General features: G+C 65.7%; 19 protein-coding genes and 1 tRNA gene. 18 read left to right on the forward strand and 2 right to left on the reverse strand.

Features of this window, described 5'->3' with window-relative positions:
* Positions 1 to 10 precede the first annotated feature (10 nt).
* From ribB to hisF, 6 genes are all read left to right on the forward strand, one after another.
* Positions 11 to 715, forward strand: a complete 705-nt coding sequence (gene ribB, locus FCN77_RS09370) for a 3,4-dihydroxy-2-butanone-4-phosphate synthase (RefSeq protein ID WP_137324712.1) — start codon at positions 11 to 13, stop codon at positions 713 to 715.
* On the forward strand, positions 712 to 1,425 hold the full coding sequence (gene ribA / locus FCN77_RS09375; protein ID WP_137322058.1) for a GTP cyclohydrolase II: 714 nt from the start codon (positions 712 to 714) through the stop codon (positions 1,423 to 1,425). The genes ribB and ribA overlap by 4 nt, the downstream gene beginning before the upstream one ends.
* A 48-nt stretch (positions 1,426 to 1,473) precedes the next feature.
* Positions 1,474 to 1,959, forward strand: coding sequence for a 6,7-dimethyl-8-ribityllumazine synthase (gene ribH / locus FCN77_RS09380; protein ID WP_137322059.1), 486 nt, complete (start codon positions 1,474 to 1,476; stop codon positions 1,957 to 1,959).
* A gap of 121 nt (positions 1,960 to 2,080) precedes the next feature.
* Entirely contained in the window at positions 2,081 to 2,344 is a 264-nt protein-coding gene (locus tag FCN77_RS09385; RefSeq protein ID WP_028270786.1) for a phosphoribosyl-ATP diphosphatase, read from the forward strand.
* A gap of 58 nt (positions 2,345 to 2,402) precedes the next feature.
* Entirely contained in the window at positions 2,403 to 3,263 is an 861-nt protein-coding gene (gene hisG / locus FCN77_RS09390; RefSeq protein WP_137322060.1) for an ATP phosphoribosyltransferase, read from the forward strand.
* Positions 3,264 to 3,323: 60 nt separating this feature from the next.
* The gene (gene hisF, locus FCN77_RS09395) at positions 3,324 to 4,100 is read left to right on the forward strand and encodes an imidazole glycerol phosphate synthase subunit HisF (RefSeq protein WP_137322061.1); all 777 of its coding nucleotides are present in this window, start codon (positions 3,324 to 3,326) and stop codon (positions 4,098 to 4,100) included.
* A 117-nt stretch (positions 4,101 to 4,217) separates the two neighbouring features.
* Here the strand turns inward: hisF and FCN77_RS09400 are convergent, their stop codons facing one another.
* Positions 4,218 to 4,862: a TIGR03085 family metal-binding protein gene (locus FCN77_RS09400; protein WP_137324713.1), complete on the reverse strand. Its 645-nt coding sequence runs from the start codon at positions 4,860 to 4,862 to the stop codon at positions 4,218 to 4,220.
* A gap of 100 nt (positions 4,863 to 4,962) precedes the next feature.
* Between FCN77_RS09400 and hisI the strand changes: the two genes are divergently transcribed.
* From hisI to pyk, 11 genes are all read left to right on the forward strand, one after another.
* Entirely contained in the window at positions 4,963 to 5,418 is a 456-nt protein-coding gene (hisI, locus tag FCN77_RS09405; RefSeq protein ID WP_137322062.1) for a phosphoribosyl-AMP cyclohydrolase, read from the forward strand.
* Positions 5,419 to 5,508: 90 nt separating this feature from the next.
* On the forward strand, positions 5,509 to 7,116 hold the full coding sequence (locus tag FCN77_RS09410) for an anthranilate synthase component I (RefSeq protein WP_137322063.1): 1,608 nt from the start codon (positions 5,509 to 5,511) through the stop codon (positions 7,114 to 7,116).
* A gap of 8 nt (positions 7,117 to 7,124) precedes the next feature.
* The gene (locus tag FCN77_RS09415) at positions 7,125 to 7,754 is read left to right on the forward strand and encodes a Trp biosynthesis-associated membrane protein (RefSeq protein ID WP_137322064.1); all 630 of its coding nucleotides are present in this window, start codon (positions 7,125 to 7,127) and stop codon (positions 7,752 to 7,754) included.
* A 77-nt stretch (positions 7,755 to 7,831) separates the two neighbouring features.
* Complete coding sequence (locus tag FCN77_RS09420) at positions 7,832 to 8,119, forward strand: HGxxPAAW family protein (protein ID WP_137322065.1); 288 nt, start codon at positions 7,832 to 7,834, stop codon at positions 8,117 to 8,119.
* 2 nt (positions 8,120 to 8,121) lie between these two features.
* Positions 8,122 to 8,940, forward strand: a complete 819-nt coding sequence (gene trpC / locus FCN77_RS09425; protein WP_137322066.1) for an indole-3-glycerol phosphate synthase TrpC — start codon at positions 8,122 to 8,124, stop codon at positions 8,938 to 8,940.
* Positions 8,941 to 9,024: 84 nt separating this feature from the next.
* Complete coding sequence (trpB, locus tag FCN77_RS09430) at positions 9,025 to 10,356, forward strand: tryptophan synthase subunit beta (protein ID WP_137322067.1); 1,332 nt, start codon at positions 9,025 to 9,027, stop codon at positions 10,354 to 10,356.
* The gene (trpA, locus tag FCN77_RS09435; RefSeq protein ID WP_175417190.1) at positions 10,353 to 11,171 is read left to right on the forward strand and encodes a tryptophan synthase subunit alpha; all 819 of its coding nucleotides are present in this window, start codon (positions 10,353 to 10,355) and stop codon (positions 11,169 to 11,171) included. Before trpB ends, trpA begins: the two co-directional genes overlap by 4 nt.
* A gap of 3 nt (positions 11,172 to 11,174) precedes the next feature.
* Positions 11,175 to 12,362, forward strand: a complete 1,188-nt coding sequence (gene lgt / locus FCN77_RS09440) for a prolipoprotein diacylglyceryl transferase (protein WP_137322068.1) — start codon at positions 11,175 to 11,177, stop codon at positions 12,360 to 12,362.
* A 264-nt stretch (positions 12,363 to 12,626) separates the two neighbouring features.
* On the forward strand, positions 12,627 to 17,243 hold the full coding sequence (gltB, locus tag FCN77_RS09445; protein WP_137322069.1) for a glutamate synthase large subunit: 4,617 nt from the start codon (positions 12,627 to 12,629) through the stop codon (positions 17,241 to 17,243).
* Positions 17,236 to 18,693: a glutamate synthase subunit beta gene (locus tag FCN77_RS09450; RefSeq protein ID WP_137322070.1), complete on the forward strand. Its 1,458-nt coding sequence runs from the start codon at positions 17,236 to 17,238 to the stop codon at positions 18,691 to 18,693. The genes gltB and FCN77_RS09450 overlap by 8 nt, the downstream gene beginning before the upstream one ends.
* A 73-nt stretch (positions 18,694 to 18,766) precedes the next feature.
* The gene (gene pyk, locus FCN77_RS09455) at positions 18,767 to 20,257 is read left to right on the forward strand and encodes a pyruvate kinase (RefSeq protein WP_137322071.1); all 1,491 of its coding nucleotides are present in this window, start codon (positions 18,767 to 18,769) and stop codon (positions 20,255 to 20,257) included.
* Between the two features lie 210 nt (positions 20,258 to 20,467).
* Here the strand turns inward: pyk and FCN77_RS09460 are convergent, their stop codons facing one another.
* Entirely contained in the window at positions 20,468 to 21,073 is a 606-nt protein-coding gene (locus tag FCN77_RS09460) for an ANTAR domain-containing response regulator (RefSeq protein WP_137322072.1), read from the reverse strand.
* 207 nt (positions 21,074 to 21,280) lie between these two features.
* On the opposite strand from FCN77_RS09460, the gene FCN77_RS09465 reads away from it, so the two are divergent.
* Positions 21,281 to 21,362: transfer RNA gene (locus FCN77_RS09465), tRNA-Leu, on the forward strand.
* The last annotated feature ends 735 nt before the right edge of the window (positions 21,363 to 22,097 follow it).

The following is a 22,097-nucleotide window of genomic DNA, read 5'->3' on the forward strand; positions in this document are numbered from 1 at the left end:
CGCTCCCGAACTGCACACTCCCGACGTGCATGCCGAAGGACTCCCGGCTGGGGCCAGGACCGGCCTTGACCGGATCGAAGACGCCGTCCGCGCAATGGCTGCCGGCCTTCCGGTCCTGGTGGTGGACAACGAGGACCGCGAAAACGAGGGCGACATCATTTTCGCCGCCCAGCATGCCACCCCCGCCCTGATGGGCTGGACGGTCCGGTACAGCTCCGGGGTGATCTGCGTGCCGCTCGACGGCGCCCGGGCCGACGCCCTGCTGCTGCCGCCGATGGTTGAAGTCAACGAGGACTCCAAGGGCACCGCGTACACGGTGTCCTGCGATGCCGCCGTCGGAGTCAGCACCGGAATCTCCGCAACGGACCGGGCCCTCACGGCCCGCGTGCTGGCGGACCCCGGGAGCCGTCCGGGATCGATCACCCGCCCCGGGCATGTTTTCCCGCTTCGGGCCGTTAACGGTGGAGTGCGTGAACGTCCGGGCCACACCGAAGCGGCCGTGGACCTGTGCCGGCTGGCCGGATTGGAACCTGTGGGCGTGATCGCGGAGGTTGTGTACGACAACGGAGAGATGATGCGACTGGACGGTCTTCGCGGCTTTGCTGCAGAACACGGTTGCCCCCTGATCTCAATCGAAGACCTGGTGGCCTACCTTGAAGCAGCGCAGCCCGGCGGGCAGGCAACGGTCCCGGCAGGGAAAGAGGAGATACGATGACGGCTTCAGAGGCACGAAACGACGTAAGGGCCGGCCGCGGGACGCACCCTGTGAGCGGCGGGCCCATTGTCCAGCTGCCCAGCGAATTCGGGGACTTCGTGGCGCAGGCGTGGACGGACCTGGTCACCGGCGCCGAGCACCTCGCGGTCAGTTCACCTCTTCCGCCTGTGCACGGCAAGGCCCCGCTGGTGCGACTGCACTCGGAATGCCTGACCGGAGACGTCTTTGGCTCCTACCGCTGCGATTGCGGCGAACAGCTGGCCTACGCCCTCGAGAAGATCAGCGAGGAAGGCGGCACCCTGCTGTACCTGCGCGGACAGGAAGGCCGCGGCATCGGCCTGGCCAACAAGATCAAGGCCTATGCCCTGCAGGAAGCCGGCTTCGACACCGTGGAAGCCAACGAGCAGCTGGGCCTGCCGGTTGATGCGCGCTGCTACAAGGCCGCGGCCCAGATCCTGGCCGAGCTGGGACTTCATGAAGTCCGCCTGCTGAGCAACAACCCGGACAAGCAGAACCGGCTGGCGGACGCCGGTGTCACGGTAGTGGAAATGATTCCCACCGAGGTTCCCTCGCGCGAACAGAACATCCGCTACCTGCAGACCAAAAAGGACCGGATGGACCACCGGCTCGTCCTGGATACCCAGGCGGCGGAACCGGTGACGGCGCTGCCGTCGCCCGGCCAGGGTCCCTTCCAGCACGAACAAGACTAAGTCAGTACTGACAAGCCTGACCAAAAGAAACGAACCAGGAGACATTAGATGAGTGGACACGGCGCACCGGAGATTGACCTCACAACCCTCAACCCGGAGGAGACGTCACAGCTGAAGCTGGCCATCGTGGCTGCCAGCTGGCACACCCAAATCATGGACGGGCTGCTGGACGGCGCCCTCCGCGCCGCGAAGGACGCCGGCATCAGCGAACCCACCGTGCTGCGGGTTCCGGGCAGCTTCGAGCTCCCCGTGGCCGCTGCCCGGCTTGCCAAGCACTTCGACGCCGTCGTGGCGCTCGGCGTCGTAATCCGCGGCGGAACCCCGCACTTCGAATACGTCTGTGAGGCGGCCACAATGGGCCTGACGGACGTCAGCGTCAACACCGGCGTGCCAGTTGGCTTCGGCGTCCTCACGTGCGATACCGAACAGCAGGGCCTGGACCGCGCCGGCCTGCCCGGTTCCTCGGAGGACAAGGGCCACGAGGCCGTTACCGCAGCTCTTGCCACCGCCGTGACCCTGAAGCAGTACAGCTAAGGGACCCCTTGCTTGCTCCGGTCCTGTGTTGCTGTTGGTTGCAGTGTCTTGCCTCACATCCACGCCGTCATGGAACGGCCCGAGAGGCGGGGTCAGGCCCGGAGCAAGTAGGCTGGAGGGCGTGAAGAATTTCGAGACGCTGTTCGCAGAACTGAGTGAGAAGGCAGCCACCCGCCCGGCAGGCTCCCGCACCGTCGCAGAATTGGAGTCCGGAGTCCACGGCATCGGCAAGAAGGTCGTGGAGGAAGCCGCCGAAGTGTGGATGGCTGCCGAGTACGAATCCGATGAAGCGGCAGCCGAGGAGATCTCCCAGCTCCTGTACCACCTGCAGGTTCTGATGCTCGCCAAAGGACTCACCCTGGAAGACGTCTACAAGCATCTGTAGCCATGCGCTGCGTGGCCGATTGCCTGTAACCAAAACTTCCTAACCCAGAAAGACCCCCATGCTGCGAGTTGCCGTCCCCAATAAGGGATCCCTGTCCGAAGCGGCTTCGGCCATGCTGTCCGAAGCCGGCTACCGCCAGCGCCGCGATACCCGCGAGCTGGTCATGGTGGATCCTGACAACGACATTGAATTCTTCTTCCTCCGCCCGCGTGACATCGCCGTCTACGTCGGCCGGGGAACGCTCGACGTCGGGATCACCGGCCGCGACCTGCTGCTGGACGCCGAGGTGGAAGCGGAAGAGCTGCTGCCGCTGGGTTTCGCCGCCTCAACGTTCCGCTTCGCCGGCCCCGTGGGCGATTTCTCCACGGTTGAACAGCTCGAAGGCAAACGCCTGGCCACCAGCTACGACGGCCTCCTGCGCGGCTTCCTCGCCGAACGCGGCGTCAACGCCAAAGTTGTCCGGCTGGACGGTGCCGTCGAGTCATCGGTGCGGCTCGGCGTCGCGGATGCGATTGCCGACGTCGTCGAAACCGGCAACACGCTCAAGGCCGCCGGGATGGAAATCTTCGGTGAACCGATCCTCAAATCGGAGGCCGTGCTGATCCGCCGCACCGGCCAGGGCGGTGCCGCGAACGGCACGGCCAAGGAGATCGAAGTGCTGATCCGCCGCCTGCAGGGCGTGCTGGTGGCCCGGCAGTATGTCCTGATGGACTACGACATCCGCAAGGAACTCGTGGAGCAGGCCGCCGCGCTGACCCCCGGACTGGAATCACCCACGGTCTCCCCGCTGCGCGATTCGGACTGGGTTGCCGTGCGTTCCATGGTCCCCAAGAAGGAAACCAACCGGATCATGGACGAGCTCTACGACCTCGGTGCCCGCGCCATCCTGGTCAGCAGCATCCACGCCTGCCGGATCTGAGCCGGGCCCCTATCCAGAGGCCTTCCCGAATCTCCCTCCAGCGAACCTTCAGGAGTAATCATGGCTGTAGCAGTGCGCGTCATTCCGTGCCTGGACGTTGATGCCGGCCGCGTGGTCAAGGGCATCAACTTCGAAGGCCTCAGGGACGCCGGCGACCCCGTTGAGCTGGCTCACCGGTACGACAACGGCGGGGCCGACGAACTGACGTTCCTGGATGTGACCGCGTCGTCGGGCAATCGTGAGACCACCTTCGACGTCGTCCGCCGCACCGCCGAGGAAGTCTTCATCCCGCTGACTGTCGGGGGTGGTGTCCGGGGCGTGTCCGAGGTGGACAAGCTCCTGCGCTGCGGGGCGGACAAGGCCTCCATCAACACGGCGGCCGTCGCCCGGCCCGACGTCATCGACGAAATCACCCGGCACTTCGGATCGCAGGTGCTGGTGCTCTCCCTGGATGCCCGGCGCACCCGCCCCGGATCCGAGCCCACGGCGTCGGGTTTTGAAGTGACCACTCACGGCGGCCGGCAGGGGACCGGGATCGACGCCATCGCCTGGGCACGGGAAGCCGCGGACCGGGGCGTCGGCGAAATCCTGCTGAACTCCATTGACGCCGACGGCACCAAGGACGGCTTCGACCTCGAGCTGATCCGCCTGGTGCGTGCCGCCGTCAAGGTGCCCATCATCGCGTCCGGCGGTGCCGGCAAGCCCGAACACTTCCCGCCCGCCGTCGCAGCCGGGGCGGACGCTGTACTGGCGGCGTCGATCTTCCACTTCGGGCCGGTCGACATGATTTCGCAGGTTAAGACCGCCATCCGCGAAGCGGGTTTCGAAGTGCGCTAGCCGTTAACTAAAAACGCGGGGCCACCTGCGCATCATCCTTTGACCGGATGGCGCCAGGTGGCTCCGCGTTTCCCGTTAAAGTGCGTTTCCCCTTAGTAGGCTTAATAGGGGAGGGTTTTAGAGCCCGACTTCGGCTGACTGCAGAAGCGCGACGGCGTCAGGCTGGCCTTCGAAGGTAACCAGGGCATGGCGGGTCCGGCCATGGGCGTGCATCAGCAGCTCGCCCGGCTCGCCCACAATGGCCACCGACACGGGAGCGCGCTTGGCGACATGGCGGGGACCCGACGGTCGCACCAGGACAATGCCCAGGTCCACGCCGCGGTACAGGATGGCAGCACGCTTGACGAGTTCGTCCCACAGGGCGTCTGAATACTCCTCGTCCAGGGCCCGCGGCGCCCAGCGGTCCACGGCACGGCGCACGTCCTCGGTGTGCACGAAATACTCGATCAGGTTGGAGCTCTCGGCCAGGGCCCTGATCCTCAGCGGCGACAGTGCCGGCGGACCGCCGCGGAAGGTATTGACCAGCCGGGTGTAGTCCTCCGGGGTCTTGAGTTTGGCGGCCAGCTTCGCGGTGGCCTCGTCGGAGGCTTTGGCCAGGCTCTTGATGATCAGGCCAAGGCCCACACCGGCCTTGCGTTCGCGCAGGTAAAGGTGCGCGGCGAGGTCGCGGGTACGCCAGCCGCGGCAAAGCGTGGGGGAGTCAGGACCGGCCGCCAACAGGGTTTCGGCCAGGACTTCTCGGGACGGATCGACGAAATGCATCACTTGTGAAACTAGCACGAGAGGCCTCGTGTTGCGCAGTGGACCCGCTGCGAATATCGAGCTGATCGTCACACTGCCGTGAGGCACTAGACTTGGTCTGATGTCTGAGCAGCCTGCCCCCGCCCCAGTACCCGTTTCGGCGCCCGTTGCGGCACCCGATGCCGGGCCGATTTCGGCGCCTGCTGCCGCACAGGATGGCAGAGTGCTTCCTGCCGAGGTGGCGGCGGCGCTCAAGCGTGACAGCGCCGGGCTGGTTGCCGCCGTCGTGCAGCAGTTCGACACCAATGAGGTGCTTATGTTGGGCTGGATGGACGACGAAGCGCTGCGGCGCACCATGACCACAGGGCGTGTGACGTTCTACTCCCGCTCCCGCCAGGAATACTGGCGCAAGGGCGACACCTCCGGCCACGTGCAATGGGTCAAGTCCGTTGCACTGGACTGCGACGGCGACGCCCTGCTTGTCCGCGTCGACCAAGTGGGCGCGGCCTGCCACACGGGCACCCGGACGTGCTTCGACGGCCGCGGGCTTTCCGTGGTTTCCGGCAACGCCGGCTAGCACATCCCTTGGCAGGTGCCGGCGGAAGACGCCGGACACCCACCCCACACGATTCAGGCACCACTCAAGAACAGGCGGATCACCATAGCCATGCAGGACCTTGGAATCATCAGCCCGGGCCTCGAAGAATTCCGGGAACTCGCCAGCCACAGCCGCGTCATCCCCGTCCGGCTCAAGGTACTGGCCGACGCCGAGACGCCCATCGGGCTGTACCGGAAGCTGGCCAACGGCCAGCCCGGCACGTTCCTGATGGAATCCGCTGCAGTGGGCGGGGCGTGGTCCCGCTATTCCTTCATCGGCGCCAAATCGCGCGCCACCCTGACCACGAAGGACGGCCAGGCGTACTGGCTGGGCCAGCCGCCTGCGGGCGTGCCCGTCGACGGCAACCCCGTGGATGCCATCAGGGACACCGTGGAGGCCCTCCGGACCGACCGATTCGACGGCCTGCCGCCCTTCACATCCGGCCTGGTGGGATTCCTCGGCTGGGAGACAGTCCGGCACTGGGAGAAGCTCACCAGCCCGCCCGAAGACGACCTTCAGCTGCCCGAACTGGCCCTGAACCTGGTCACCGACATGGCAGTGCACGACAACATGGACGGCACCGTCCTGCTGATCGCCAACGCCATCAACTTCGACAACAGCTCCGAGCGGGTCGACGAGGCCTGGCACGACGCCGTGGCGCGGGTCAAGGCGCTCCTCGCCAGGGTCAGCACGCCTGTTGAACAGCCGATTTCGGTCCTGGAGCCTGCCGCGCTGGACTTTGCCTCCAGCGTCCAGGAGCGCTGGAACGAGCCCGACTATCTCGCAGCGCTGGACCGCGGCAAGGAAGCGATCGTGGACGGTGAAGTGTTCCAGGTGGTCATTTCACGGCGCTTCGAAATGGAATGCGGGGCCGACCCGCTGGACGTCTACCGTGTGCTGCGCAACACGAATCCCAGCCCGTACATGTACATCTTCAGCCTCGAAGACGCCGCCGGCCGGCAGTACTCCATCGTGGGCTCCTCCCCGGAAGCCCTCGTGACGGTCACGGGCGAGGAAGTCATCACGCACCCCATCGCCGGCTCCCGCCCGCGCGGCAAGACCGTGGAGGCGGACAAGGCCTTGGCCGAGGAGCTGCTGGCCGACCAGAAGGAGCGCGCCGAGCACCTCATGCTGGTGGACCTCTCCCGCAACGACCTCTCCAAGGTGTGCGTCGCCGGCACGGTGGACGTCACGCAATTCATGGAAGTGGAGCGGTTCAGCCACATAATGCACCTGGTTTCAACGGTGGTAGGCAAGCTCGCCCCCGCCGCCAAGGCGTACGACGTCCTCAAAGCCACGTTCCCGGCCGGTACGCTCTCCGGGGCTCCGAAGCCCCGCGCACTGCGGCTCCTCGACGAGCTTGAGCCCCACCGCCGCGGAATCTACGGCGGCGTGGTGGGGTACCTGGACTTCGCCGGTGACATGGACATGGCCATCGCCATCCGTTCGGCGCTGCTGCGCGAAGGCCGGGCCTATGTCCAGGCCGGCGGCGGCATTGTGGCCGACTCGGTCAACCCGACGGAAGCCCTGGAAACCGTCAATAAGGCTGCCGCGCCGCTGCGCGCCGTCCACACGGCCGGTTCGCTGCACAACATCACTGCCGACTCCGTTCCGGAGCCGGGAGATGCCACCGGCGGTGGCGCCGGCGCCCCGGCCAGCCAAAGCTCAGGCAGCTGATGGCGGTCATGCAGGAAAAAGCGAGCCGGCCGGCCACTAAGCGAACAGGAACACCGGCGTGGGCACGGAAGTCCACGCTGGTCCTGCTCATTGCGGCCATGGCCCTGGCCGCCTTCGGCACCACGACCCAGACCTGGCTCACCGTCCACCTGGACCCCGCCCAGCTTGGCCAGGCGGTCAACAGCCAGGACGGCCTCCAGGTGCAGGGCAGCAAGGCGGCCACCACTGTCACCGCCCTCGCCCTCGTGGCGCTGGCTGGCGGCCTGGCTGCCTCGATCGCCGGCCGGATGGCCCGCTGGGTCATCACTGCGATCATCGTCCTGGCGTCCGCAGGCATCGTGACCGCGGCCGTCACGGTCATGACGGACCCGCTCGCCGCCGCCCAGGGTTCCATCGCCGCCGCCACCGGGATTACGGGGAGCAGCGTTCAGGTGAGCGTTTCGGCCTTCCCGGCCCTCGCCGTCGTGGCCGGTATCCTGCTGGGGCTGGGCGCCCTGCTCATCATCCCGGCTGGACGCCACTGGAAGGCCAGGACCAAGTACGACGCCGCGGCCCCCGGCACCCCGGGTGCGCCGGAAGGCCCCGCAGATGAGATCGACAGCTGGGACAGGCTGTCGCGGGGCGACGATCCCACGTAGCCCGCGGGCAGGCCGATGTCCAAGGCGCGGCCAAAAAATGGCAGAATGTAAGCAGTATTCATCCTGAGGAGATTTCCATGAGCAAAGCCACTGTTTCCGCATCCAAATCCGCTGCTGCCGAAACCGTCAACACTGGCGTGGACCACAGCGCAGACCTGGGCCACGGCAACAGCCCGGCAGCCTGGACGTGCGTGATCGTCATGCTGATCGGCGCACTCATCGCGTCCATCGCCTTCGTCATCGCCAGCACGCCCATCTTCATTGCCGGTGCCGTCGTTATGGTGATCGGCCTGATTGCCGGCTGGATCATGCGCAAGGCCGGCTACGGCGTGGACGGCAGCAAGCTCAAGAACTCCGGCCACTAGCAGTGACTGTTCTCGATGACATCAATGCCGGTGTCAGGGAGGATATGGAGGCCCGCCAGCGCCTGGTTTCCCTCGCTGAGCTGAAGGAACGTGCCGCAGCGGCCGCCCCGGCGCGTGACGCCTGGGCCGCCCTCGGCGGAATTTCCGCGGTGCGCAACGAGCTGAAGGTGATCGCCGAAATCAAACGGCGAAGCCCCTCCAAGGGCGATCTGGCAAGCATCACGGACCCGGCCGACCTCGCCGTGCAGTACGCCGACGGCGGAGCTTCCGTCATCAGTGTCCTCACCGAACAGCGCCGGTTCAATGGGTCCCTCGCCGACCTCGACGCCGTCCGCAAGGCCGTGGACCTTCCGCTGCTCCGCAAGGACTTCACGGTCGACGAGTACCAGATCTGGGAAGCCCGCGCCCACGGCGCGGACCTGATCCTGCTGATCGTGGCCTCGCTGAGCGACGCGGAACTGCGCGACTTCAGCCAGCTCACCCGTGAGCTGGGCATGAACGCCCTCGTGGAGACCCACACGGCCGAAGAGATCGAACGCGCTGTCGCGGCGGACGCCCGGATCATCGGCGTAAACGTCCGCAACCTCAAGACGCTCGATGTCGACCGCTCGCTCTTCGCCTCCCTCGCCGGCGGCATCCCGTCCGAGGCAGTCATAGTGGCCGAATCCGGAGTCCGCGGCGTGGACGACGTGCGCCACTACGCCGCGGACGGCGCCAACGCCATCCTGGTGGGCGAAGCCCTCGTGAGCGACGCCACCCCGCGTGAGCGGATTGCCGAATTTACCGCTGCCGGGGCGGAAGCCATCGCAGCACGGGTCTGACGACCGGGGCACCCGGCCGCAGACAGCTGCTGCCGGGTGCCGCCCGATATTTCTTATGAACAGTGGAACAGGATGGTGAGACCGATGGTCGACGCGCCAACAGCGGGCTCTGACGAGGGCACCGCGGACGCATTTCTTCAAGGAGACCGGTCCCTGCGCCACGCGCCGGGTCCCTACTTCGGCTCCTACGGCGGGCGCTGGATGCCCGAATCCCTCATCGCAGCTTTGGACGAGCTGGAGGACACCTTCGAGAAGGCCAAGGCCGACCCGGACTTCGTCGCCCAGATAGCGGACCTGAACAAGAACTACTCCGGCCGCCCGTCCCTGCTCACCGAGGCCAAGCGCTTCGCCGAGCACGCCGGGGGAGTCCGCATCTTCCTGAAGCGTGAGGACCTGAACCACACAGGTTCGCACAAGATTAACAACGTGCTGGGCCAGGCCCTTCTCGCCAAGCGCATGGGCAAGACCCGCGTGATCGCCGAGACCGGCGCCGGCCAGCACGGTGTTGCCAGCGCCACTGCCGCGGCCCTGCTGGGCCTGGAATGCGTGGTGTACATGGGTGCTGAGGACTGCCGCCGCCAGGCGCTGAACGTGGCACGCATGGAGCTCCTGGGAGCCACGGTCATTCCGGTGACCAGCGGATCGCAGACCCTCAAGGACGCCATCAACGAGGCGCTCCGCGACTGGGTGGCGAACGTCGGCCACACACACTACCTGCTTGGCACGGCCGCCGGAGCCCACCCGTTCCCGGCCATGGTGCGGTACTTCCACGAGGTCATCGGCGAGGAAGCCCGAGCCCAGATCCTTGACCAGGCCGGCCGGCTGCCTGACGCCGTCTGCGCGTGCATCGGCGGTGGTTCCAACGCCATCGGCATCTTCCACGGTTTCCTCGACGATCCCTCGGTCCGGATCTACGGCTTCGAGGCCGGCGGCGACGGCGTGGACACCGGACGCCACGCCGCCACCATCACGCTGGGCAAGCCGGGCGTGCTGCACGGCGCACGCTCCTACCTGATGCAGGACGACGACGGGCAGACTATCGAGTCGCACTCCATCTCGGCAGGCCTGGACTATCCGGGCGTCGGCCCGGAACACTCCTACCTCGCGGACATCGGCCGCGTCAGCTACGAGCCCATCACCGACACCGAAGCCATGGACGCCTTCCGGCTCCTGTGCCGCACCGAAGGCATCATCCCCGCCATCGAATCCGCCCATGCCCTGGCCGGTGCCATCAAGGTGGGCCAGCGCCTCGCTGCCGAAGCCAGCGCCGCAGGCGAAATGGCAGGCGACAAGATCGTGATCGTGAACCTCTCCGGCCGCGGCGACAAGGACGTGGCCACGGCCGCCGAATGGTTCGACCTGCTGGACGAGAATTCCGCAGAGGCCGAGATCGGCAAAGAAGGGGAACAGCTGTGAACGGCGTCCAGGACATCACCAGCACCAGCAAATCGGCGGCCGCCATTGACAAGGCACGCGCCGAAGGCCGCGCAGCCCTCATCGGCTACCTGCCCGCCGGCTACCCCAGCGTGGAGCAGACCATAGCGGCCGGCATCGCGCTGGCCGAGAACGGCGCCGACCTGATCGAGATCGGGATCCCGTACTCAGACCCCGTTATGGACGGGCAGGTCATCCAGGCAGCCACCACCGAGGCCCTCGCGAAGGGCTTCCATGTCCGCCAGGTCTTCGACGTCGTAGCCGGCATCACCAGCAAGACCAACGCCGCCGTCCTGGTCATGACCTACTGGAACCCCGTCCTGCGGATGGGTGTGGACGAGTTCTCGCGCCGCCTCGCCGAGGCCGGGGGAGCCGGACTCATCACTCCGGACCTGATCCCGGACGAGGCCGCCGAATGGATGGCCGCCTCGGACAAGTACGGACTGGACCGCGTGTTCCTCGTGGCCCCGTCCTCCTCGCCGGAGCGCATGAAGCGCACGGTGGATGCCAGTCGCGGCTTCGTCTACGCGGTGTCCATCATGGGCGTCACCGGCGCGCGTGATTCCGTCAGCACCGCGGCCAAGGACGTTGTTGCCGCCGCCCACGCTGCGGGCGCCGAACGCGTCTGCGTCGGACTGGGCGTTTCCAACGCGGACCAGGTCCGGGAAATCGCGGCCTACGCCGAGGGTGTCATCGTGGGAACGGCGCTTGTCGCCGCCATCCGCGACGACGGCGTGGACGGCGTGGCCGCGCTAACGAAAGACCTCAGCACCGGCCTCACCAGGGAAGAAGCCTAAACGATGCAGACTGTCCTCCAGGCGGCGGCCTTGGTCCCCGCCAGCATTCCGAGCCCGGACTGGTCCGGGTTCGACATCCCGCTGCCGTGGGGGTCGCTGCGCATCCACGCGTACGCCCTGTGCATCCTGGCCGGAATCGTCGTTGGCCTCTGGCTGACCTCCGTTCGCTGGAATAAGCGCGGCACGCCTGAGGGCAGCCTGTGGGACATCGCCATCTGGGCCATCCCGTTCGGCATCATCGGCGGCCGCCTGTACCATGTGTTTTCGTCCCCGGACGCCTACTTCGGCCCCGGCTTTGACGGCACAGGCGACCTCTCCCTGATCCCGCAGATTCAGCGCGGCGGCTTAGGGATCTGGGGTGCTGTGCTCCTCGGGGCAGTGGGCGCCTGGATCGGCTGCCGCCGGGCCGGCGTCAAGCTCACGGCATTCCTGGATGCAGCAGCTCCGGGTCTGCTCCTGGCCCAGGCCGTTGGCCGCTGGGGCAACTACTTCAACCAGGAACTCTTCGGCGGCCCCACCACGCTGCCCTGGGGCCTGCAGATCGACGCCGCCAACCCGAACTTCCCGGCGGGAATGCCGGCCGATACGCTGTTCCACCCGACGTTCCTTTACGAATCCCTGTGGAACATCGCCGGCGTGGTGATCCTGCTGGCACTGGACCGGAAGTTCAGCTTCCGCCGCAGCCGGCTGTTCTGGCTATATGCCATGTACTACACGCTGGGCCGTGTCTGGATCGAAGCCATGCGGATCGACGACGCGGAACAGATCAACCTGTTCGGCATCACTACCCGGCTGAATGTCTGGACCAGCATCGTCGTCTTCCTGGCGGCCCTGATCGTGTTCGTAGTACTCGGTCTCCGCAAACGCGATGAGCCGGATACCCCGTACCTGGACGGTCATATTCCGGCGGACAATGCCGTCGACACGGACGCCGGCAATGGCGACGATGCCGAATTGGCAGCCGTTCCGGCGCACGGCAAAACCATCCGGCATTCGGACAAGAGTGTCTCAGATAGTGGGTCCCGTGATAATCTCCCAGATAACCAAAGCGGTCCGGGGCACACTTCCGCCCCAACTGAAGCGGTGACGGATTCGTCTGTCGGCACTAAGCCCGCCAAGGGCTCGCCGGCCGAAGGAAACCCCGGTCACCAGGACTCCGGAACCGCGCCGGACACTGACGGCACCAAGTAGTCAGCGCCGGCAAACCGGGCAGCAGGGCTACCGCTCGCAGCGCCCGTTCCCACAGCGTCGTGGCACCAGGGCCCCGTTCCCGTCAGCACAGAGCTGTTGACGGGTCAAGCCCGGGTCAGGGGCCTGCGTAACTGTTAGTTCAGCAGGCCGGGCTGACCTACAATTTCCAGTAACTAACACTTTGTTGTGCCCATCACACCGGCATTGCGAGTGGGGCCAACGTTGTCCCTTCCATACGCACGATCAGGAGGAAGGACGTCTCCCATGACCCAAACTCTTCACAGCCCCAGTTGGTCCGAGCCGACCCGGCCGGATGCCGCCATGTCGCCGTTCAAGCGGTTCGCGGCCCTTCCGGAAGCGGCCGGACTGTATAACCCGGAGCGCGAGAAGGACGCCTGCGGCCTCGCCATCATTGCCACGCTCCGGGGTGAGCCCGGCTATGACATCGTTGATGCCGCCCTGACTGCCCTGCGCAACCTCGAGCACCGTGGTGCCGTGGGCGCCGACGAAGGAACGGGCGACGGCGCCGGGCTGCTGATGCAGGTCCCGGACGAGTTCTTCCGCGCCGTGGCAGAGTTTGAGCTTCCTGCGCCCGGACAGTACGTCGTGGGTACCGCGTTCCTCCCGGCCGAGCAGCGCGAAGCCGATGCCGCCAAGGCCGGCATCGAGGGCCTGGCCGCCGACGAGGGGCTCACCGTCCTCGGCTGGCGCGAAGTCCCCGTGGTGGCCGATCTCGTCGGTGCCATGGCGCGTGCCTGCATGCCGTACTTCTCGCAGCCGTTTTTTGCCTCCAGCACCGGGGAAGTGCTGGAGCGCAACGAACTCGATTCCCGGGCCTGGCGCATCCGCAAGCGTGCCCAGAACAAATTCGGCGTGTACTTCCCGTCGCTGTCCTCCCGGACCATCGTCTACAAGGGCATGCTCACCACAGCCCAGCTGGAGCCGTTCTACCCGGACCTCTCGGACAAGCGCTTCAAGACCAAGCTCGCGATTGTCCACTCGCGCTTCTCCACCAACACGTTCCCGTCCTGGCCGCTGGCCCAGCCCTTCCGCACCATCGCCCACAACGGTGAAATCAACACCGTCAAGGGCAACCGGAACTGGATGCGCGCCCGCCAGTCACAGCTGGCCAACCCGCTGCTGGGGGATTCCCCCGAGGAGCTGTACCCCATCTGCACCCCGGGCGCTTCCGACTCGGCCTCCTTCGACGAGGTTGCCGAGTTGCTATGGCTGTCCGGGCGCCCCATCACGCACTCGATCATGATGATGATCCCCGAGGCCTGGGAAAACCACGCCACGATGGATCCGGCCCGCAAGGCTTTCTACGAGTACCACTCCCTGCTGATGGAACCGTGGGATGGCCCGGCCGCCGTGTCCTTCACCGACGGCAGCTTGGTGGGCGCGACGCTCGACCGCAACGGCCTGCGCCCGGGACGGTACTGGATCACCGAGGACGGCCTGGTGGTCTTCGCCTCCGAGGTGGGCGTCATCGACGTCGAACCTTCCAAGGTGGTCAAAAAGGGCCGCGTCTCGCCGGGCAAGATGTTCCTGGTGGACACGGAAGCCGGCCGCATCATCGACGATGAAGAGGTCAAGGCAGAAGTTGCCGCCGCCAACCCGTGGGCGGAGTGGGTCAAGGACAACCTGATCGACCTCGACGACCTGCCGGAACGCGAGCACGTGGTGCACACCGCCGCGTCGGTCAACATCCGCCAGCGGACCTTCGGCTACACCACCGAGGAACTGAAAATCCTGCTGGGCCCGATGGCCCGCACCGGCGCCGAGCCCCTCGGCGCCATGGGTTCCGATACCCCGGTGGCCGTGCTGTCCAAGCGCCCCCGGCTCCTCTTCGACTACTTTGTGCAGTCCTTCGCCCAGGTGACCAACCCGCCTCTGGACGCCATCCGCGAAGAGCTGGTCACGTCCCTGATGTGTGCCATCGGCCCCAACGGCAACCTGCTGGACACCAAGCAGGTCCGGCAGCCGCAGGTTTCGCTGCCGTTCCCGGTGATCAACAACGACCAGCTCGCCAAGATCGCAAACATCGAAAGCCCGGACGGCGACAGGATCGCCATGAAGGTCCGCGGCCTGTACCGCCCCGAAGGCGGCGAAAACGCCCTGCGTGCCCGCCTGACGGAAATCTGCGAACAGGTCTCCGGCGCCATCAACCGCGGCGTGCAGTACGTGGTGCTCTCGGACCGTGACTCGAACGCCCAGTGGGCGCCCATCCCGTCGCTGCTGCTTGTCAGCGCTGTGCACCACCACCTGCTGCGCAGCGCCAACCGCACCAAGACCGCCCTGGTGGTCGAGGCCGGCGACGTCCGCGAAACGCACCACGTCGCCGTCCTGATCGGCTACGGCGCCTCCGCCGTCAACCCGTACCTGGCCATGGAATCCGTGGAACAGCTCATCAGTACCGGCGACGTTGTGGGCGTAACTGCCCAGGACGGCGTCTACAACCTGATCAAGGGCCTCGGCAAGGGCGTCCTGAAGATCATGTCCAAGATGGGCATCTCCACGGTGGCGTCCTACACCGGCGCGCAGACGTTCGAAGCACTCGGCCTCGGCCAGGAACTCGTGGACGAATTCTTCGCCGGCACGCACTCCCAGCTCGGCGGTGTGGGCCTGGACGTCATTGCCGCGGAAGTTTCCGCCCGGCACCAGATGGCCTACCCGGAAAACGGCATCGAACAGCCGCACCGCCCGCTGCTCGGCGGCGGCGAATACCAGTGGCGCCGCGACGGCGAGCCGCACCTGTTCAACCCGGAGACTGTCTTCCGGCTGCAGCACGCCACGCGTGAACGCCGCTACGACATCTTCAAGGCCTACACCCGTGGCGTGGACGACCAGTCCGAGAACCTCATGACCCTCCGCGGCCTGCTGAAGTTCAAGTCCGGCGCACGCCCCGCGGTGCCGCTTGAGGAAGTTGAGCCCGTCTCCAGCATCGTCAAGCGCTTCTCCACTGGCGCCATGAGCTACGGGTCCATCTCGAAGGAAGCACACGAGACCCTGGCCATCGCCATGAACCGGCTGGGCGCCAAGTCCAACACCGGTGAAGGCGGCGAGGACGTGGACCGCCTGCTGGACCCCGAGCGCCGCTCGGCCGTCAAGCAGATCGCCTCCGGACGCTTCGGCGTCACGAGCCTGTACCTGACCAACGCTGACGACATCCAGATCAAGATGGCGCAGGGCGCGAAGCCCGGCGAAGGCGGCCAGCTGATGGCGCAGAAGGTGTACCCCTGGGTTGCCCGCACGCGCCACTCGACCCCCGGAGTCGGACTCATCTCCCCGCCCCCGCACCACGACATCTACTCGATCGAGGACCTCGCCCAGCTCATTTATGACGCGAAGCGTGCCAACCCTTCGGCCCGGGTGCACGTCAAGCTCGTTTCCGAGGTGGGCATCGGCACGGTTGCCGCCGGCGTCACGAAGGCGAAGGCCGACGTCGTACTGGTTTCCGGCCACGACGGCGGTACCGGCGCCTCGCCTCTGAACTCGCTGAAGCACGCCGGTGTTCCGTGGGAACTGGGCCTCGCAGAGACCCAGCAGACCCTGATGCTCAACGGCCTGCGCGACCGCGTGGTGGTCCAGGTGGACGGCCAGCTTAAGACCGGCCGCGACGTGGTAATCGCCGCGCTGCTCGGCGGCGAGGAATTCGGCTTCGCCACGGCACCGCTGGTGGTCTCGGGCTGCATCATGATGCGCGTCTGCCACCTGGACACCTGCCCCGTTGGAGTCGCAACCCAGAACCCCGAGCTGCGCTCCAGGTTCAACGGCAAGCCCGAGTTCGTGGTCAACTTCTTCGAGTTCCTGGCTGAAGAGGTTCGCGAAATCCTTTCCGAGCTCGGCTTCCGCAGCATCGAAGAGGCCATCGGCCACGCCGAAATGCTGGATACCCGCGAAGCGATCAACCACTGGAAGGCCGAAGGGCTGGACCTGGACCCGATCCTGCACGGACTCGAGTTCGACGATGACGCGCCGCTGCGCAACCTCACCGGCCAGAATCACGAGCTGGACAAGCACTTCGACCAGCGGCTCATTACCATGGCCGCCGAGGCGCTGACCGACCGCAGCCCGGTGAAGATCGCCGTGAACGTCATCAACACGGACCGTTCCGTGGGCACCATGCTGGGCCACGTCGTGACCAAGACGTTCGGCACGGATGTGCTGGCGACCGACACGATCGACATCACCCTGACCGGCACCGCGGGCCAGTCGCTGGGCGCCTTCCTGCCCGCCGGCATCACGCTGCGCATGTACGGCGACTCCAACGACTACGTGGGCAAGGGCCTCTCCGGCGGCCGGATCATCGTCCGCCCGGACCGCACCAACGTGTTCCAGGCCGAGAGCAACGTAATCGCCGGTAACGTGATCGGTTACGGTGCCACCAGCGGCGAGATGTTCCTGCGGGGCCAGGTGGGCGAACGCTTCCTGGTCCGCAACTCCGGTGCGACGGCGGTTGTCGAAGGCATCGGCGACCACGGCTGCGAGTACATGACCGGCGGCCAGACGCTGATCATCGGACGGACGGGCCGTAACTTCGGCGCGGGCATGTCCGGCGGTACGGCCTATGTGCTGGACCTGCGCACCACCCGCGTGAACAAGCAGGCGCTGGAGTCCGGCGAACTGCAGCTCCGCGAGCTGGATGCCGAAGACCGCGACATTGTGCACGGCCTGCTGGTCAAGCACGTCGAGGAGACCGAGTCCCAGCACGCGGCACGTCTGCTCGAAAACTTCGACGACACCGCTGCCCGCATTACCAAAGTCCTGCCGCGCGACTACGCGGCCGTATTGCAAACCCGTCTTGACGCGATCGAAGAGGGCCTTGACCCCGATGGCGAAGAAGTATGGTCTCGAATCCTGGAGGTGACCGGTGGCTGATCCACGCGGATTTCTGAAAGTACGTCAGCGTGAAACCCAGCCGCGCCGTCCCGTTCCCGTCCGCATCATGGACTGGAAGGAAGTTTACGAGGCCCAGGAAAAGGGTGTCCTGAAAAGCCAGGCCGGCCGCTGCATGGACTGCGGTGTGCCGTTCTGCCACCAGGGCTGCCCTCTGGGCAACCTGATTCCCGAGTGGAACGACCTGGTCTGGCGGGACAAGGGTGAGGAAGCGATTGAGCGGCTGCATGCCACCAACAACTTCCCCGAATTCACCGGCCGCCTGTGCCCTGCTCCCTGCGAGGCATCCTGCGTGCTGGGCATCAACCAGCCCGCGGTGACCATCAAACAGGTTGAGGTCTCCATCATCGATGAAGCCTTCGACAACGGCTGGGTCAACCCGCTGCCGCCCCACCGCCTCACCGGCAAGACGGTCGCCGTCGTGGGTTCCGGACCGGCAGGCTTGGCCGTGGCCCAGCAGTTGACCCGCGTGGGACACACCGTCGCCGTCTATGAACGCGACGACAAGATCGGCGGGCTCCTGCGCTACGGCATCCCCGACTTCAAGATGGAAAAGGAGCAGGTGGACCGCCGTCTTGAGCAGATGAAGGCCGAAGGCACCCGCTTCCGGACCGGAGTGGCTGTAGGCACTGACGTGACCTGGGAGCAGCTGCGCCGCCGGTACGACGCTGTGGTTGTTGCCACTGGCGCCACCGTTCCGCGAGACCTTCCCATCCCGGGCCGCGAGCTGCAGGGCGTGCACTACGCCATGGATTACCTTGTTCCGGCCAACCGTGTGGTTGCGGGGGAGCAGGTGGAAAACCAGATCCACGCCAAGGGCAAGCATGTTGTGATCCTGGGCGGCGGCGACACCGGTGCTGACTGCCTCGGTACCGCCCACCGCCACGGTGCTGCCTCCGTGACCACGCTCGCCATTGGCAAGCAGCCGTCCGTGGAGCGCATGCCGAACCAGCCTTGGCCCACCTTCCCCACGCTCTTTGAGGTGGCGAGTGCGCACGAAGAAGGCGGCGAGCGTACGTACCTCGCCTCCACCGTGGAGTTCGTCGGCGAAAACGGCCAGCTCACCGGTGTGAAGGTTGCCGAGACGGAATTCGTGGACGGCAAGCGCCTCCCCAAGGCCGGCACCGAGCGGATCATTCCCGCGGACCTGGTGTTCCTGTCCCTGGGCTTCACCGGCGCGGAGCCTGCCGGCATCACGGAGCAGGTCCACGCTGAATTCGACGGCCGCGGCAACGTGGCGCGTGACGGCTACTACATGACCAACACCGAGGGTGTGTTCGTTGCCGGTGACGCCGGCCGCGGACAGTCGCTCATTGTGTGGGCCATCGCCGAGGGCCGTGCCTGTGCGGCGGCTGTGGACAAATTCCTGATGGGAACAACGATCCTGCCTGCCCCGGTTGCACCCACCGACCGGGCGATCGCCGTTCTCTAGTCACAAACGGGGGACCACGGAAGTTCACCTGCGGTACAACTCCAATCCAGAAACAGACCAATAGGGTAGGTATATGAGACGCGCTAAGATCGTGGCAACATTCGGACCGGCTATTTCCAGCTTCGAGAACACCCTCGCAGTTATTGAAGCCGGCGTGGATGTTGCCCGCATGAACATGAGCCACGGAGACTACTCCGTGCACGACGGGACTTACGAGAACGTTCGTAGGGCATCGAAGCAGCTCGGCAAGCCGGTTGCCATCATGGCCGACCTCCAGGGCCCCAAGATCCGTCTTGGCCGCTTTGTTGACGGCCCGCACCTGCTGGCAGTCGGCGACATCTTCACCATCACCACCGAAGACGTCCCGGGCACCAAGGACATCTGCTCCACCACGCTCAAGAGCCTCACCGACGACGTCAATGTCGGCGACGCGCTGCTGATCGACGACGGCAAGGTGGCCATGCGGGCCCTCGAGGTCGACGACGTCAAGGTGGTCGCCCAGGTGACCGTCGGCGGCATGGTTTCCAACAACAAGGGCATCAACCTGCCCGGTGTTGCGGTCAACGTTCCCGCGCTGAGCGAAAAGGACGAGGACGATCTGCGCTGGGCCATGCGCCGCGGCGTGGACATGGTTGCCCTGTCCTTCGTGCGTGACGCCACGGACATCAAGCGCGTCCACGAAATTATGGACGAAGAGGGTCGCCGCGTACCGGTGATCGCCAAGATCGAGAAGCCGCAGGCCGTTGAGCAGCTGCACGAGATCATTGACGCCTTCGACGCCATCATGGTGGCCCGTGGCGACCTCGGCGTGGAGCTTCCCCTCGAAGAGGTGCCGATCGTCCAGAAGCGCGCCATCGAACTGGCCCGCCGCTGGGCCAAGCCGGTCATCGTCGCCACCCAGGTGCTCGAATCCATGATCGACAACCCGCGCCCCACCCGTGCGGAGGCTTCGGACTGCGCCAACGCAGTGCTCGACGGCGCTGACGCAGTCATGCTCTCCGGCGAGACCAGCGTGGGCAAGTACCCGATCGAGACCGTCAAGGTCATGGCCCGGATCATCGAGTCCACCGAGGTCCACGGCCTGGAGCGCGTTCCCCCGCTGGGAACCAAGCCCAAGACCCGTGGTGGCGCCATCACCCGCGCCGCCGTCGAAATCGCCGACCAGCTGGACGCAAAGTACATCTGTGCTTTCACCCAGTCCGGCGACTCCGCCCGCCGCCTGTCACGCCTGCGTCCGGTCAAGCCGGTCTTTGCCTTCACCCCGGTGGAGCACGTCTGGAACCAGCTCGCGCTGACCTGGGGCATCCAGCCGGTCCTGGTCCCGATGGTGGACCACACCGACGAAATGACCGCACAGGTTGACCGTAGCCTGCTGGAACTGAACCTCGTGGAGGACGGCGACCTGGTGGTCATCGCTGCCGGTTCGCCTCCCGGCAAGGCCGGTTCGACGAACTCGCTGAAGGTCCACAAGGTGGGCGACCTTGCCGACAGCACATTCGTGGGCGATGCTGCCAGCAACAAGGAAAAGCTCGGACCGTGGCCGGAACGGAAGAAGAAGGCCTAGTAGGTCCTCTGATGCGGCGCTAGCCGCGCTTGGAACAAAAGGGAGGCTCCCTGCAGATTGGCGGGGAGCCTCCCTTTTTGTCTTTTTCTGGTGGTGCTGGCCGGCTTAAGCTGTCCGCATGGACCGGCGGGCCGCCGTCGTGCGGGACCTGCCGGGCCGGCGGAGCTGGCCTTGATGCCCGGCGGGCGGTGGCCTGCCGGGCCGCTGTGGTTAGTTGACCTGGTTGATGATGGTTTCGGCGACCTCGCGCATGCTGAGGCGGCGGTCCATGGAGGTCTTCTGGATCCAGCGGAAGGCCTCGGGCTCGGTGAGGCCCATCTTGGTGGTCAGCAGGCTCTTGGCGCGCTCCACGAGCTTGCGGGTGGCGAACTGTTCCTGGAGGTCCGAGACCTCGCTTTCGAGGGCCTTGATCTCCTCGTGACGGGAGAGTGCGATCTCCAGGGCGGGGATCAGGTCCGCAGGGGTGAAGGGCTTGACTACGTAGGCCATGGCTCCGGCGTCGCGGGCGCGCTCCACGAGTTCCTTCTGGCTGAACGCCGTCAGGAGCACGACGGGGGCGATGCGGGCCTTGACGATCTTCTCGGCTGCGGAGATGCCGTCCATTACTGGCATCTTGACGTCCATCAGGACGAGGTCGGGCTTGAGTTCCTCGGCGAGCTGCACGGCCTTCTCGCCGTTGTCCGCTTCGCCGATGACGTCATAGCCTTCGCCCCGGAGGATTTCGATGATGTCCAGGCGGATAAGGGTCTCGTCCTCGGCGACAATCACGCGGCGGGCCGGCTGGGTGTTGGGGTTTGACTCCGTCTGTTCTGACACGGGAACTCCTTGAAAGGTACGGCGGGAACTAGTCCATCTTAGTTGTGCCCGCTGTTGTACTTGGAACTGCATGGGTTCGTTGCGGCGGCACTGGCGCGATTCTGGAATTCAGCCTATCTGCATGTAGAGTAATTTCGCGCACTGGAAGCGATCGCGTTGCTCACAACTGAGCTGTGGGCCTACGATTGTTACTCCTGTGTAATCCGCGCCCGAGTGGCGGAATTGGCAGACGCGCCGCACTCAAAATGCGGTATCGAAAGGTGTGTGGGTTCGAGTCCCACCTCGGGCACGCATAACCCCTCGTCAGAGGGGTTTTTGCTTTAATGTGTGGACATTGAGCCTCCGCGGGTTCCTCTGATACTGGCCGCGGACTGTGCCTGGCGCCGCGATCGCCTGTGGAGTTATGTGGGTGGCGGGATCAGAGCCCTGGCTGGTGGGCCCTCCGCAGCTGGAATCTAGGGTATGTGCCGTCCTATCTGGCTGTACCGGCGGCCAGGTTTTTGGCCGTCACTCATTCATGGACAAGAGTTGTGGTGACGACATGACGAAGCCGAATTCCCTTCGACGATCTTCCTCGGATGGCTGCTTTCTGCGAACCAGGCAGAGTCCCGCTCATCGCGAGTTTGTCCGGCCAAAGGGTGTGTGCACATTGTGCACACCTTTGTGCACGGGCGGCTTTCCGGCCTGCATTTTGGTCCCTTCCTCATGGTTCTGCCTTCACTACTTCATGCGGTTCTCTGTTTCAGGCGACATGACTTTGCGGCCCGGATCGTGGGTTTCCTAGGACGTTCCGGGTTCAGCGGGAACGTCTCCGGTGGCGTCTGTGGCTGGCGTACGATCCGTCCACAGACTGCAGGTGTGTGGGATCCGGACTCTTCTTCCGGGCAATTCTGGTTGGGTTGATCCGTCGTACTTGTCCAAACTCGGCCGCGCGGCCATGTACATGTCTCTCGGAGTCTGCTCTTCAATGCCGTGTGGTGATGTCCTTGAATATTGGCTTCCGTGGGCTCCACCTGTGGTGCGG

The sequence above is a fragment of the Arthrobacter sp. 24S4-2 genome (assembly GCF_005280255.1).
GTDB lineage: Bacteria > Actinomycetota > Actinomycetes > Actinomycetales > Micrococcaceae > Arthrobacter.

Bases quoted from the DNA above. Each gene is read 5' to 3' on its own strand.
- FCN77_RS09400 (WP_137324713.1), bottom strand. From the start codon at position 4,862: ATGCATTTCGTCGATCCGTCCCGAGAAGTCCTGGCCGAAACCCTGTTG.
- pyk (WP_137322071.1), top strand. From the start codon at position 18,767: ATGAGACGCGCTAAGATCGTGGCAACATTCGGACCGGCTATTTCCAGC.
- FCN77_RS09415 (WP_137322064.1), top strand. From the start codon at position 7,125: ATGCAGGAAAAAGCGAGCCGGCCGGCCACTAAGCGAACAGGAACACCG.
- trpB (WP_137322067.1), top strand. From the start codon at position 9,025: ATGGTCGACGCGCCAACAGCGGGCTCTGACGAGGGCACCGCGGACGCA.
- hisF (WP_137322061.1), top strand. From the start codon at position 3,324: ATGGCTGTAGCAGTGCGCGTCATTCCGTGCCTGGACGTTGATGCCGGC.
- ribA (WP_137322058.1), top strand. From the start codon at position 712: ATGACGGCTTCAGAGGCACGAAACGACGTAAGGGCCGGCCGCGGGACG.
- FCN77_RS09410 (WP_137322063.1), top strand. From the start codon at position 5,509: ATGCAGGACCTTGGAATCATCAGCCCGGGCCTCGAAGAATTCCGGGAA.
- gltB (WP_137322069.1), top strand. From the start codon at position 12,627: ATGACCCAAACTCTTCACAGCCCCAGTTGGTCCGAGCCGACCCGGCCG.
- lgt (WP_137322068.1), top strand. From the start codon at position 11,175: ATGCAGACTGTCCTCCAGGCGGCGGCCTTGGTCCCCGCCAGCATTCCG.
- hisG (WP_137322060.1), top strand. From the start codon at position 2,403: ATGCTGCGAGTTGCCGTCCCCAATAAGGGATCCCTGTCCGAAGCGGCT.
- hisI (WP_137322062.1), top strand. From the start codon at position 4,963: ATGTCTGAGCAGCCTGCCCCCGCCCCAGTACCCGTTTCGGCGCCCGTT.
- ribH (WP_137322059.1), top strand. From the start codon at position 1,474: ATGAGTGGACACGGCGCACCGGAGATTGACCTCACAACCCTCAACCCG.
- FCN77_RS09420 (WP_137322065.1), top strand. From the start codon at position 7,832: ATGAGCAAAGCCACTGTTTCCGCATCCAAATCCGCTGCTGCCGAAACC.